Origin of the sequence: Mycobacterium sp. NPDC050853 (genome assembly GCF_040653875.1) — a bacterium.
GTDB lineage: Bacteria > Actinomycetota > Actinomycetes > Mycobacteriales > Mycobacteriaceae > Mycobacterium.
On sequence record NZ_JBFAGW010000006.1, the window covers coordinates 217,645 to 230,971 of the forward strand.

General features: G+C 63.4%; 12 protein-coding genes and 1 pseudogene. 5 read left to right on the plus strand and 8 right to left on the minus strand.

Going from position 1 to position 13,327, the window contains the following annotated elements; all coding sequences use genetic code 11:
- Positions 1-4: 4 nt before the first annotated feature.
- The 3 genes and pseudogenes from AB0H22_RS19625 to AB0H22_RS19635 form a co-directional block, all read right to left on the minus strand.
- A complete protein-coding gene (locus AB0H22_RS19625) occupies positions 5-679 on the minus strand; it encodes a GAP family protein (protein WP_358148302.1) in 675 nt (224 codons plus the stop codon).
- Between the two features lie 82 nt (positions 680-761).
- Positions 762-1,766 (minus strand): oxygenase MpaB family protein, encoded by a 1,005-nt coding sequence (locus AB0H22_RS19630; protein ID WP_358148305.1) that lies wholly within the window; start codon positions 1,764-1,766, stop codon positions 762-764.
- An 84-nt stretch (positions 1,767-1,850) separates the two neighbouring features.
- Positions 1,851-2,759: pseudogene (locus AB0H22_RS19635) on the minus strand (oxygenase MpaB family protein); the annotation flags it as partial.
- Between the two features lie 182 nt (positions 2,760-2,941).
- Here AB0H22_RS19635 and AB0H22_RS19640 point away from each other — a divergent pair.
- A complete protein-coding gene (locus AB0H22_RS19640) occupies positions 2,942-3,586 on the plus strand; it encodes a TetR/AcrR family transcriptional regulator (protein ID WP_358148307.1) in 645 nt (214 codons plus the stop codon).
- Here AB0H22_RS19640 and AB0H22_RS19645 read toward each other — a convergent pair.
- Positions 3,543-3,890 (minus strand): hypothetical protein, encoded by a 348-nt coding sequence (locus tag AB0H22_RS19645; RefSeq protein ID WP_180751019.1) that lies wholly within the window; start codon positions 3,888-3,890, stop codon positions 3,543-3,545. The genes AB0H22_RS19640 and AB0H22_RS19645 overlap by 44 nt on opposite strands.
- A gap of 214 nt (positions 3,891-4,104) precedes the next feature.
- On the opposite strand from AB0H22_RS19645, the gene AB0H22_RS19650 reads away from it, so the two are divergent.
- From AB0H22_RS19650 to phoU, 4 genes are all read left to right on the plus strand, one after another.
- A complete protein-coding gene (locus AB0H22_RS19650; protein WP_180751018.1) occupies positions 4,105-5,118 on the plus strand; it encodes an acyl-ACP desaturase in 1,014 nt (337 codons plus the stop codon).
- A gap of 2 nt (positions 5,119-5,120) precedes the next feature.
- Positions 5,121-6,293, plus strand: coding sequence for a tRNA dihydrouridine synthase DusB (gene dusB, locus AB0H22_RS19655; RefSeq protein ID WP_358148311.1), 1,173 nt, complete (start codon positions 5,121-5,123; stop codon positions 6,291-6,293).
- Between the two features lie 146 nt (positions 6,294-6,439).
- Positions 6,440-8,719, plus strand: a complete 2,280-nt coding sequence (locus tag AB0H22_RS19660; protein ID WP_180751016.1) for an LCP family protein — start codon at positions 6,440-6,442, stop codon at positions 8,717-8,719.
- 112 nt (positions 8,720-8,831) lie between these two features.
- The gene (gene phoU, locus AB0H22_RS19665; RefSeq protein WP_180751015.1) at positions 8,832-9,509 is read left to right on the plus strand and encodes a phosphate signaling complex protein PhoU; all 678 of its coding nucleotides are present in this window, start codon (positions 8,832-8,834) and stop codon (positions 9,507-9,509) included.
- Positions 9,510-9,516: 7 nt separating this feature from the next.
- Here the strand turns inward: phoU and AB0H22_RS19670 are convergent, their stop codons facing one another.
- From AB0H22_RS19670 to pstC, 4 genes are read right to left on the minus strand one after another with little or no spacing between them, the layout of a single operon-like run.
- Positions 9,517-10,443 carry an NADP-dependent oxidoreductase gene (locus tag AB0H22_RS19670; RefSeq protein WP_358148314.1) on the minus strand — a complete coding sequence of 309 codons (927 nt, stop codon included), beginning with the start codon at positions 10,441-10,443 and terminating at the stop codon, positions 9,517-9,519.
- Positions 10,444-10,482: 39 nt separating this feature from the next.
- A complete protein-coding gene (gene pstB, locus AB0H22_RS19675) occupies positions 10,483-11,259 on the minus strand; it encodes a phosphate ABC transporter ATP-binding protein PstB (protein WP_180751014.1) in 777 nt (258 codons plus the stop codon).
- A 10-nt stretch (positions 11,260-11,269) separates the two neighbouring features.
- Positions 11,270-12,178, minus strand: coding sequence for a phosphate ABC transporter permease PstA (pstA, locus tag AB0H22_RS19680; RefSeq protein ID WP_358148317.1), 909 nt, complete (start codon positions 12,176-12,178; stop codon positions 11,270-11,272).
- On the minus strand, positions 12,175-13,248 hold the full coding sequence (gene pstC / locus AB0H22_RS19685; RefSeq protein WP_358148320.1) for a phosphate ABC transporter permease subunit PstC: 1,074 nt from the start codon (positions 13,246-13,248) through the stop codon (positions 12,175-12,177). The genes pstA and pstC overlap by 4 nt, the downstream gene beginning before the upstream one ends.
- Positions 13,249-13,327 lie beyond the last annotated feature (79 nt).

The window sequence follows — 13,327 nt, forward strand, 5'->3', positions numbered from 1 at the left end:
CTTCTCACTTCAAAGCGTGAATTCCGTTGTACAGCACCATCACACCGATCACGACCAGGATTGCCGCCATCAATGCCGCGTTGTTCTTCTCCATCCAGTCCTTGAGCCGGCCCATTGTGTCGTCGAGGCGGTGCCCCGCGGCCGCATAAGCCAGTATCGGGACGGCCACTGTCGATGCGGCGAGAGCGACGAAGAACGCCGCGGCCGTCCAGCGATCTGCGACACCAAGCCCGCTGGCGCCGATCGCCAATCCCGCAGGAACGCAAATGAACAGGACATCGGGACGTACCACCACCAAAGCCGTCCCCGTTATCGCCGCCCGCGCCGGGCCGATCGTGGAAAACGATCGCATCCAGCCGGGCGACTCGGTGTGACGATGCCGGGTCAGCCACCGGAAAACACCGAACAGGATAAGCGCCGATCCGAGGACCACGCGCACCCAAGAGGCCCAGTTCGGCACCGACCGGTGTAGCCCGCCTAGTAGGCCGGTGGCCGCCACACAAAGCGCCGTGAGTGCGGCCAGGCCCAACAGCCAGCCGGCGAGGAAGGCAAGACCGCTTGGCCGCGGCCGCGGCGCCTGCAAGACCAGCACCGCCGGGATGACCGTGATCGGTGAGAGCGCGATAACCAGCCCGAGCGGAACAAGCCCGGTTAGGACAGAGCCCCAACTTCCTGCCATGAGCAGCAATCTACGCACCTTGGACAGGTTGTCACCGGCGAAAAACAAACTGCGCGCATGGGCATCCGGCCCGGCATGAAAGCTAGGACACCTTCGGGCTGTAGTGATGGGGGCTGTCGCGCAGCGTCACCGGCGGTAGGTAGCGAGCCGAAGTCTGCGGCAATGGCGCGTCGGCAGGCATCCGCCCGGTCGCCCGGTCCCACCCCGCTCGCGCGCGTGGGTGCTTACGCCACCGAAAGGGCACGAGCCGGAAGACCGCGTGGTTTACCCGGCCCAGCCACTCAAGGCGCCGCTCGTCACGGTCGGTCCAGTTGTACCCCAAGCGTTTTCGCACCGGCTCATCGAACATACCCACCATCACCCACGTGGAGAACCGCGTGAAGACTGGAAGCGCTAACCCCCACATCCAGTTCGGAACCAACGGCAGGAACGGCGGTTTCGGCAACAGGGCGAAGTCCAGCAGATCACGCGTTGCCTTGTTGTCTTCTAAGACGTTGGTGCACATGTGGTCCCAGTACTCCTGAAATTCCTCCCAGGTCTTGGGCACCGGCCGCATACTCATGCCGTACATCTGATACCAGACGATGTGCTCGTCAAAGAGCTGGCGCTTCTCGGCCTCGGTGAGACCTCCGCCGAACCGCTCCACCGACAGCAACAACGCTTTGAAGAAGGTCACGTGCGCCCAATAGAAGACATCGGGGTCGAGTGCGCTGTAGCGGCGCCCTTGGCTATCAACACCTTTGATACCGATGTGATAGCCGCGCACCTCAGCGCCGGTCACCGGCGCGCGATGCCCGTCGAAGACCACGCCGGTGATCGGATACAGCGACCGCAGTAGCCGCTCCCACCGCTCACGCAGAAAGGTGGAGTGCTCCTCGACGGCGGCACCAAGTTTCGGGTGCATGTTCTGCATCGCGGTGGCGTACGAGCCCATCAACATCCCGGACCAGTCCGCGGTGAGTTTCCAGGTCAACGACTCCGGGCCGAGCGGCGTGACCACCGATCGGTCCGAACCGTGCGAGACAGGACACCCTGCCGTCAGAGAATCGACCTCGCCATCGGCCATTACCCACTCCGTCGTAGCCATTTTCAGAAACTGAATTGCGATTCAGTTATATGTCGACAGTAGGAGGCGCGATGTGGTGACGTCAAGCACCAAAAACGATCGGGTTCAGGACACCTTCGGGTTGTAGTGCATCGGGCTGCCCCAGGTATCCATCGGCGGCAGATTGCGGTCAGGAGTCTGCACCAGCGGGGCGTCGGCGGGAATCCTGCCAGTGGCACGGTCCCATCCGGCCCGGGCCCGCGGGTGGCGCCGCTTACGTTCGGGGACAAACTTGAACAGCAGATTGACAGCCTGACCGAACGCGCGGTGCAACCACTCATCACGCGCAGACCACGTGCACCCGAACCGTTCTCGCACCGCCGGGTGGTACAACCCAACGGTCAGCCACACGAATAGCGGTGCCACTAAACGCCTTTGGAACCGCCAAAGACCTTCAGGAATCCACTGCGCGAACGGCGGCACTGCCAGAGTGGAGAGGTCGAGCACGTCGCGTGTTGCCTTGTTGTCCTCTAACACGTTGGTGCACATGTGGTCCCAGTACTCCTGGAACTCCTCCCAGCTGCCCGGCACGGGCCGCATGCTCATGCCGTACATGCGATACCACTGCACATGCTCGTCGAACAGCTGACGCTTCTCGACCTCACCGATTCCACCGCTGAGCCAGTCCGCCACGACGATCGTGCCCATAAAGAAGGTGGCATGTGCCCAGTAAAAGACATCGGGATTGAGCGCACTGTACCGCCGCCCTTGGCTATCGACACCTTTGATACCGATGTGATAGTCACGCACCTCGGCACCCGTCCGGAGAGCCCTGTCCCCGTCGAATACCACGCCGCCAATCGGGTACAACGAGCGCAGAAGCCGCTGCCAGCGTTCCCGGAAGAACAAGGAATGCTCCTCCACCGCGGCACCCAACTGAGGATGCATGTTCTGCATGGACCCGGCATACGGGCCCTGCAGCACACCGCGCCAATCGCCGAAGTACTTCCATGTCAAAGACTCCGGCCCCAACGGCACAGGCATCGCCGGACCAGCTCCATGGCTCACCGGGCAACCCGTCGTGAAGGCGTCGGAATCCACGGTGGGTTCCGTCGCGGCGAGCTCGGACATATCGTTGACCATTCGGAACGCTCCGTTGCAGTTCGACGTATACTGACAATCAAGGTTGTCAGTTTCAACACCAGATTAGGAGGCCCGTGGCGAACGGTCAAGCGCAGCGACGCAGCTGGGCGGGTGTCTCACCGGCAGAGCGCGCCGATGAGCGGCGTCGCGAGCTCATGGCGGCCGGCGTGCGGCTCCTGGGGCTCAGCCCCCGACCAGCGGTCACCGTCCGTGCGGTGTGTCGATCCGCGGGCATGACCGAGCGGTACTTCTACGAGAATTTCTCCGACCGCGACACATTCGTCCGGGCCGTGTACGACCATGTGGGCTTTCGGGCGATCGAGGCCCTCAGCGGCGCGCGATCGGCATATGAAGGTGTCGACGCCTTCGTACGGCTCATGGTGGACGAACCCACCATGGGTCGAGTCCTGCTGATAGCGCCGACGTTTGAGCCGACTCTCTCCGAGTCCGGCTACGACTGGCTGCCGCGATTCGTTGCGCTGCTACAGGGAAAGCTCAGCACCAACCTCACCGACGAGGTGCAGCAACAGCTCGTCGCGACCAGCCTGGTGGGTGCGCTGACAAGCCTTTTCAGGGCATATCTGAACGAGGACCTGAGAGTGGAGCGGCAGCGGTTCGTGGACTACTGCGTTCAGATCATGCTGCAGGGCGCTACGTCAACGACACCGACAACGGTTACGTCGACGCGGACTTCGCCTTCTCCTCAGCAGCCTTCTTAGCGGCCGCGACCTCGGCCTTGTAGCAGCGCAGGGTCACATGGACCATCTTGCCGCGGTCGTCCTGCCCCTTTTTGACGGTAAACGCTTCCTGGTGGGAGACAAGACAATTGTCCAGACCTACCTGGTCACCGGAACGACCTGCCACGACAACCGAATAGCCTTCACCCTTGAGCGTCGACGACGCATCGGCATAGAACTGTCCGGTGGTGTCACTGGGGCCACCCGCGTGGGCCATTGCGGCTGCCGCCAATGAGAAACCTGCGCCCGCAACGGCGACCGCTGTCGCCTTGACTACCGACTTCACTGGTTACACCTCCACCTTGGGTTGTGAGCAAGCATACTGCCGGTGTAATGGCCTTGCAGGCCGAGCGAGAAATGTAACTATCCGCACGTCGGAACGCATGCGGAGGAGCGAACATAGGGCGCAATCCGTCCACTTGTGTGCAACCGCCGTTTACAGATATATTGACTGCAACCGTCGGATACAGATAAATCTGTCGAAAACTCAAGGAATGTGCATGCAGAAGCAATTCACCGACCTTGAGCTCATGCACGAGCTCGAGCCCGTGGTCGAGGAGAATGTCAACCGCCACCTCGGTGTCACCAAAGACTGGAACCCGCACGACTACATCCCGTGGTCCGATGGCAAGAACTACAGGACACTCGGCGGGCAGGACTGGGACCCGGAGCAGTCGAAGCTCTCTGAGGTGGCCCGGGTAGCGATGATCACCAATCTGCTCACCGAGGACAATCTGCCCTCGTACCACCGCGAGATCGCCATGAACTTCACCATGGACGGGCCGTGGGGTACCTGGGTCAACCGGTGGACCGCCGAGGAGAACCGCCACGGCATCGCCATCCGTGACTACCTGGTCGTGACCCGGTCAGTGGACCCCGTGGAGCTCGAGAAGCTCCGCGTCGAGCAGATGACCCGCGGGTTCTCCCCCGGCCAGAACCGGCAGGGCGGGGAGGAGATTTTCGCCCACAGCCTGCTCGATTCGGTCGTCTATGTGACTTTCCAGGAGCTGGCCACCCGCGTCTCGCACCGCAATACCGGCAAGGCCTGCAACGAGTCGATCGCCGACGAGCTGCTCAAGCGCATCTCCACCGATGAGAACCTGCACATGATCTTCTACCGGAACATGGTCGAGGCCGCCCTCGAAGTGTCGCCGAACCAGGCCGTGAAGGCCGTCCACCGGGTGCTCGATAACTTCAAGATGCCCGGCTACACCATTCCGGGATTCCGCCGGAGCGCCGTCACCATCGCCACCGGCGGCGTCTACGACCCGCAGTCGCACCTCGACGAGGTCGTACTGCCGGTGCTGCGCAAATGGCGCATCTTCGAACGCACCGACCTCAGCGGCGAGGGTGAAGTCCTGCGTGAGGACCTGGACCGCATCGTCAACGATCTCAGGAAGACCTCCTCCGACTTCGAGGAAGTAAAGGCCAAGTACCTCGAGCGCCAGGCCAAGCGCGCCGAGCGCAACGCCGCCAAGGCGGCCAAGGCCTCCCAGGAAGCGGTCAGCGTCTAACAGTGACCAGCACGCTTCAACCGAAGGCCCGATCCCGTGAGCTGCGGATCGGGTCTTTGGCATTGCCGAGCCCGGTGGTGCTGGCCCCGATGGCCGGTGTCACCAACGTGGCATTCCGGACACTGTGCCGGGAGCTGGAGCTGGCCACCACGGGCACCGTCAGCGGGCTGTACGTCTGCGAGATGGTCACCGCGCGGGCGCTCGCCGAACGGAACCCCGCCACGCTCCACATGACGAGCTTCTCCCCCGAAGAATCGCCGCGGTCGCTGCAGCTGTACTCGGTCGACCCGGAAACGACCTACCGTGCCGCCAAGATGATCGTCGACGAGAACCTTGCCGACCACATCGACATGAACTTCGGATGCCCGGTACCCAAGGTCACCCGAAACGGTGGAGGCGCCGCCCTTCCATATAAGAGGCGGCTGTTCGGGCAGATCGTCGCGGCCGCCGTGCGGGCCACCGAGGGCACCGACATACCGGTCACGGTTAAATTCCGCGTCGGCATCGACGACGAACACCACACCCATCTGGATGCGGGTGCCATCGCAGAGTCGGAGGGAGCTGCGGCCGTCGCGCTGCACGCCCGCACCGCCTCACAACGCTACTCGGGCACCGCGGACTGGCGTCAGATCACAGCGCTCAAGAACCACGTGACGACCATCCCCGTCCTCGGGAACGGCGATATCTTCGACGCCGCCGACGCGGTCGCGATGATGGAACAGACGGGATGCGACGGCGTAGTCATCGGCCGCGGATGCCTCGGGCGCCCGTGGCTTTTCACGGAACTGAGTGCCGTTTTCAACGGTCAGACGATTCCAGTGCCCCCAAATCTCGGGCAGGTAACAGACATCATGCGACGTCACGCTGTGTTGCTCGTCAATCATTTTGGCGAGGACAAGGCGTTGCGCGATATGCGCAAGCACATCGCCTGGTATCTGCACGGCTTCCCGGCCGGCGGAGATATCCGGCGGGCGCTCGCACTCGTCAGCACCCTCGCCGAGCTGGACACCCTGCTCAATCAGCTCGACCCCACGGCGCCCTTCCCAGACGGCGGAAACGCGCCGCGGGGGCGTCAGGGGTCACCGGGGAAGGTGTCGCTGCCGGAAGGCTGGCTCAATGACCCAGAAGATTGCACGGTTCCCTTGGCCGCCGATGTCATGCACTCTGGTGGGTGAGGTGGGGTCACATCTAGGTCACTGGGCATGGTGATCTGCGGCAATGCTCAGTAGCATGTGACGACGACCGTGCCGTCGGCACGGCGCTATGTGCTGCCGGTGTGCCGTGTACTTGCAACTGTCCAGACGTCTGAGCGAGGTTGAACATGGGTGATGGCCCCCACGCCACTCCTGCCCAACCACGCCCGTATGGCGCGGCCCCATGGGAACGCGCAATCGAGCCCGTTGGCAGTCATCCTGACATCGAGGTGTCATCGGCCGCATCCAACACACCGTGGACACCGCCACCGGCTCTGAACCATTCACTGCCCGATCCCACCGACGACGAGTGGAGCCGAAGGTTCGAGACCGAACAGGCGGCGCGCGAGACTCACCACGCGGCGCCCGAGGCCGCGGCACCGCGACCCACGCCGAGACCGGCCAGACCGGCGCCCACCAGGGCACCGGAACCACCGGTGTCATCGGCACACGAAACCGGCTCACACTCACTCTCGGTGGCCGATCTGCTGGCCCGCGAGGGTGCCGGCGGCGGCCGCCGGTCACGCCGGCACGCCCGCACTGAGGCCGAAGAGCCAGAGGAAGCCGTCCGGCCCGCGCCGCCGCACATTGCCGACGAAAGCCACACCGACGTCATCCCCCAGGTGCACCAGAACGCACCCGATCTCGATCACCATGCCGATGAGCGAGCCGACGAGTATGTCGACTACCCGGACGACGCCCCCCTCTACGACAAGGCCGCCGCGCGTCGCGTACGAGCATCGAATCTGGATGATGCAATCGACACCCGCGCCATCCCGATCCGGATAGGAAATCCGGAAGCTGTTGTCCAGGAACAGAAGCCCCAGCGTTCGCGACGGCCCATCTACGTCGGACGCTCGTTTGCCGCCCTCGTCGCGGTGTGCTCGCTCGCCCTGACCGGCGGAGCGTGGCAGTGGAGCAACGTCAAGAACAACGCGCTCAATCGCGTCGAGGCGCTGGACCCGAACTCCCGCGATATCCGGGATGCCAACGCCCAGTACGGCGACGAGAACTTCCTTATCATCGGCGTCGACACTCGCTCAGGGGCGAACAGCGCGATGGGCGCCGGCGACACCTCCGATGCCGAAGGCACACGCTCGGACACCATCATGCTGGTCAACATCCCGGCCAACCGTAAGCGCGTCGCGGTCGTGTCCTTCCCGCGCGACCTAGCGATCCAGCCGACGCTCTGTGAGGTCTGGAACGAGGACACCCGGTCCTACGGACCCGACAAGGCGTACACCGAAACCAAACTCAACTCGGCGTTCGCATTCGGCGGACCCAAGTGCCTGGTCAAGGTCATCCAGAAGATGTCGGGATTGAACATCAACCGCTTCCTCGGGGTGGACTTCGCCGGCTTCTCCAAGATGGTCGACGCGCTCGGCGGGGTCGAGGTGTGCACCCCCACGCCGATCGAGGACTACGAGCTGGGCACCGTACTGGAAAACGCTGGGCGCCAAACAATTGACGGGCACACGGCCCTGCAATACGTGCGCGCCAGGCAGGTCACCACCGAGTACAACGGCGACTACGGACGCATCAAGCGGCAGCAGCTGTTCCTGTCCTCCCTGCTGCGTTCAATGATCTCGCACAACACCTTCTTCTCGTTGAGCAAGCTCAACAACGTCGTGAACACCTTCATCGACGACTCGTACGTCGACAACATCAGGACGAAAGACCTTGTGGACCTTGGTCAGTCGCTCCAGGACGTGAAGGCCGGCCGGATCACTTTCCTTACAGTGCCGACCGACGGCACCGACTCCGAGGGTAATGAGACCCCGCGCACCACGGATATCCGAAAGATCTTCGACGCCATCATCAATGACGATCCGTTGCCCGGCGAGCTGCAGGCCGACGGCACCCGCGTCCCGATGCCCGGCACCACCACGCAAGACACCACGTTGGCGTCCGCCGAGCACGGAGCCGCGACCGGGCTCGGCGAAACATCCACGGCTGCACCGACTGCCGCTGCCACACCGACTGAGCCGGCAGACCTGGTGACCACCGAGCCCAGCGAGATCAACGTGCACGTGTCCAACAGCACGGGCCAGACCGGACTCGCGGCAGCAGCGGCCAGCCAGCTGACCCACTACGGATTCAGCATCACCACCACCGATGACTATCCCTCCGCCCTGCCCAACACCACGGTCTTCTTCTCGCCGGGGCACGAACAGCAGGCAGCGACCGTTGCCGCCGCATTCGGTGGCGCCAAGCTCCAGCGGATCACCGGCGCTCAATCCACCGTGCGCGTAGTACTCGGCAGCGACTACAACTCCACAGCGATTTTGCAGGCTCCGCCGACCGCCGGATCGACCGTGCAGTTACAGCTCTCCTCGGGCGCGATGGCTCCCGCCGAGCTTCCGATGGACCTGACGGTCGTCAACGCCGGCGACGCTACCTGCGAATAGTCAGTCAATTTGGACGTCGATTGCATTTTTGTCCACGGAATTCCTGGTGGCATTCATTCGCCGTTCACACCAGGGCCATGACTCGACGGCACCAGGTCCGTAGTCTTGATCCATGCGTACCGCGTTTCAAGAGCAGCTGTCATCGCTATCGGCACAGCTGGGTGAGATGTGCGGGCTGGCCGGTGCCGCGATGGAGCGAGCCACTCGCGCATTGCTGCAGGCCGACCTCGTCCTTGCCGAGCAGGTAATTTCCGACCACGAGCAGATCACGGCGATGAGCGCCGCCGCCGAGGAAAACGCCTTCGCCATCTTGGCCCTGCAGGCCCCGGTGGCAGGCGACCTACGCGGAGTGGTCAGCAGCATCCAGATCGTCGCAGACGTGGACCGCATGGGCGCGCTCGCCCTGCACGTCGCCAAGATCGCCCGTCGCCGCCATCCGCAACACGCCCTGCCGGAGGAGGTCAACGGATACTTCGCCGAGATGGGCCGTGTTGCAGTTGATTTGGGCAATAGCGCACAAGAAGTCCTGTTGACCCGCGACCCGGAGAAGGCCGCTCGCATCAACGAAGAAGACGATGCGATGGATGATTTGCACCGGCATCTGTTCACCGTGCTGATGGACCGGGAGTGGAAGCACGGGGTGGCTGCCGCCGTCGACGTGACACTGCTGGGCAGGTTCTACGAGCGGTTCGCCGATCATGCCGTCGAAGTCGCCCGCCGGGTCATCTTCCAGGTCACCGGAAGCCTGCCGTCAGAAGGCCACGGCCAAGACCACCTGACCGCCATCTGACGAGTAGTCAGGGCACCAGCACGATCTTCCCGCGGGTGTGCTGCAGTTCGAGCAACCCAAAGGCCTGGCGTACTTGGCTTAGCGGAAACACCTCCGCCACAGGCACTTCCAATTTTCCCTCGACGATAAGGGCAGCAAGTTCGGCGATGACGCTCGCCGTTGCCCCTTCCTCGTTGCCAATGCTCTGCACCCCGAACCGCTCAATTGCCGCGAAATCGATGATGGTGTCGATGCGTTCCAAGGCGATATCGAGTTCGGTGAGCGCGAATTCGACATAGCCTCCGCCGAAGAAGTCCAGGAAGGCGTCGAGCCGCCCGCCGGGGGCCGCCGCCCGCAACCGGTCAGCGAGCCCGTCACCGTAGTTCACCGGGATCACACCATGCCCGATGAGCCACTCATCGTTTCCTGCTCCAGCGATACCCAGGACCGTGGCACCGGCCAGCCGGGCAAGCTGAACCGCGATCGCGCCCACTCCCCCGGACGCACCGGCGACGACAACCACATCCCCGGGCTTCAGACCTACTGAACCGACGGCCGCATACGCAGTGCTACCGGCAACGAAGAGGCCACCCGCGACCTCCCATGACAGCCCGACCGGCTTGGCCACCAACTGTGTGACGGGTACCGCAACGAGCTCGGCATGACTGGCTCGGCTGTTGGTGAAGCCGAACACCTCGTCACCCACGGCGAACCCACCGGTTCCGGAGCCGGTCTCAACGACCACACCCGCCAGATCGCTGCCCTGCCCGGACGGGAAGGTCGCGGGGAACCTGTCGTGCAGCACGCCGGTGCGGATCTTCGCCTCACCCGGGTTGATCCCCGCAGCACGCACCTGCACGAGCACTTCACCCGACGCGGGTACTGGGCGCAGAACATCACGCACCTGCAGGACGTCGATTCCGCCGTACTGATCGAACCGCACTGCCTTGGTCATAGGCAGTAAGACAGCCGCGCGGCCCGAGCTATTCCTGGATCAGCCGAAGCGTCCGGAGATGTAGTCCTCGGTGGCCTTCTGGCTGGGGTTCGAGAAGATCTTCTCGGTGTCGTCGATCTCCACCAGCATTCCCGGCTTGCCTGCGGCCTCCAGATTGAAGAACGCGGTCTGATCGCTGACACGCGCGGCCTGTTGCATGTTGTGGGTGACGATGACGATGGTGAACTCCTGCTTGAGCTCGGAGATCAGATCCTCGATAGCCAGCGTGGAGATGGGGTCCAGGGCAGAGCACGGCTCGTCCATCAGCAGCACATCCGGCTGCACCGCAATGGCTCTGGCGATGCACAGACGCTGCTGCTGACCGCCGGAGAGTCCGCCACCCGGGCGGTCGAGACGGTCCTTGACCTCGTTCCACAGGTTGGCGCCCTGTAGCGAGCGCTCGGCGACCTCGTCGAGGGTCTTCTTGCTGCGCACGCCCTGCAGCCGCAGGCCCGCCACCACGTTGTCGCGAATCGACATGGTGGGGAACGGGTTTGGCCGCTGGAAAACCATCCCGATGGTCTTACGGACCGATACCGGGTCCACCCCGGCACCGTAGATGTCTGCACCGTCGAGCAGCACCGAACCCTCGACATGAGCACCCGGTGTCACCTCGTGCATCCGATTCAGGGTGCGCAACACGGTCGATTTGCCGCAACCTGACGGGCCGATGAAGGCCGTCACACTACGAGGCGGAACGGAAAGTGCCACCTCCTGGACGGCGTGAAACTTGCCGTAGAAGATGTTGACGTCCTTGAGATCGAGACGCTTGGCCATGAGTACCTTCCTAGACCTTTTTCGGCGCGAAGAAGCGCGAAATGAGTTTGGCGATCACGTTGAGAATGGCGACCACGAGAATGAGAGTGAGGGCGGCGCCCCACAAACGGGATTCAGCAAGCCCTACCACCGAGCCACTGCGCTGGTCGAGCATCATGCCCGGCAATGAGGCCATCTCCCCGCCGAACATGTCGTAGTTGATCAGCTTGCTGTAGCCGACGAGCACCAGCAGCGGCGCGGTTTCGCCCATGACACGAGCCAGCGCGAGCATCACACCGGTCACTACACCCGAGAGAGCAGTGGGCAGCACGATGCGCGCAATGGTTTTCCACTTCGGCACCCCCAGAGCAAGAGAGGCCTCGCGCAGATCGTTCGGGACAATCTTGAGCATCTCCTCCGAGGAGCGCACCACTACCGGAATCATCAACAGCACCAACGCCAAAGACACCGCCAGGCCCGACCGCGGCAGCCCGAGAGTGGCAACCCACAGGGCATAGACGAAGAGAGCGGCGACGATGGACGGCACACCGGTCAGGATGTCGACCATGAAAGTGGTGAGCTTGGCCAGCCGAGAGTTAGCGCCGTACTCAACGAGGTAGATCGCCACGAAGATGCCGATAGGCACCGAGATGATCGCGCAGAACAAGCCCTGCAGCAGGGTGCCGACCATGGCGTGATACGCGCCGCCACCCGCGATCCGGTTCGTCATCATGTTCTGCGATGTGAACCACCAGTCGTAACTGAGGATGGCACTAAATCCGCGATCGAGCACCGTGTACAGCACCCACACCAGCGGAATCAGGGCGATCACCACGGCGGCCGAGACCAACACAGTGGCAATCGCGTTGGTGGCCTTGCGCCTACCCGAGAGCGGATGGAAGGCGGGTTCCTTCACGGGCCTGTCAAGTGTCGCGGTCATGCCCGGCCCTTTCCGCCGACGACGGCGCGCGCCGCCGAGTTCACCACGAATGTCAGCACGAACAGCACCAGACCGGCGGCGATGTAGGCGCCGGCTTCCAGTTCGTTGTTGAATTCCGAGGCGTTGGAAGCGATATGGGTGGCAAAGGTGCTCCCGCTGTCGAACAGCGACCAGCCGAATGCCACCGAGGTGCCGGACAGGATGAGCATCAGCGCAATGGTCTCGCCCAGCGCGCGGCCGAGTCCCAGCATCGAGCCGCTGATGTATCCGGACATACCGAACGGAATGATGGTGGTGCGCACCACTTCCCACTTGGTGGCGCCCAGCGCGAGCGCGGCCTCGATCTGGCCCTTGGGGGTCTGAATGAACACCTCACGGGTGACCGCGGCGATGATCGGCAGGATCATCACCGCCAGCACGATGCCACCGGTGAAGAGGTTGCCACCACCAGCGATGCTGACGGGGCTGTCGGCAAAGAAGGGTATTAACCCGAGGTTCCTGTTGAGCCACAGGGCAATCGGTGCGATCGACGGCGCCAGCACGTAGATGCCCCACAGGCCGTACACGATGGAGGGAACCGCGGCCAGCAGGTCGATGACGTAGGCCAGCGGCCCACGGACCCGTGCGTGCGCGTACTCGGCGAGGTAGATCGCGATACCGAGAGCTACCGGCATGGCGAGCAGGAGCGCAAAGACCGAGACGAAGACGGTGACCTGGAACAGATCGAGGACACCGAAATGCATGTGCGCCGTGTCATCGGTGCGCCATGGGCCGTTGTAGAGAAAGAAGTTCTCGTCGTCGTTGTTGAGTGCGGGGATGGCGCGCAGGATCAGAAATACGGCCACCAGCCCGATCAGTGCGACGACGAATACGCCCGACCCTGTCGCGAGTCCCGAGAAGATGCGGTCTCCGGGCCGTACTACGCCTGTTGGCTTAGCCTCCGGCTCGAGGTCTCTGCGGCCCATCGCCTCGGGGATCATCAGGGTCTGCGTCTCCTCGGGTACGACTCGGTCATGATCGGCCGGATGGGCTACCCCTACAGGATCAATCCCGCTGGTCTGGCTGCTCATTGAACTCGCTGTCTATGTGGTTGATGGTACGTCCCCGCCCGGGTTGCAAATAGCTTCCCGGGCGGGGACGAAACCGCCT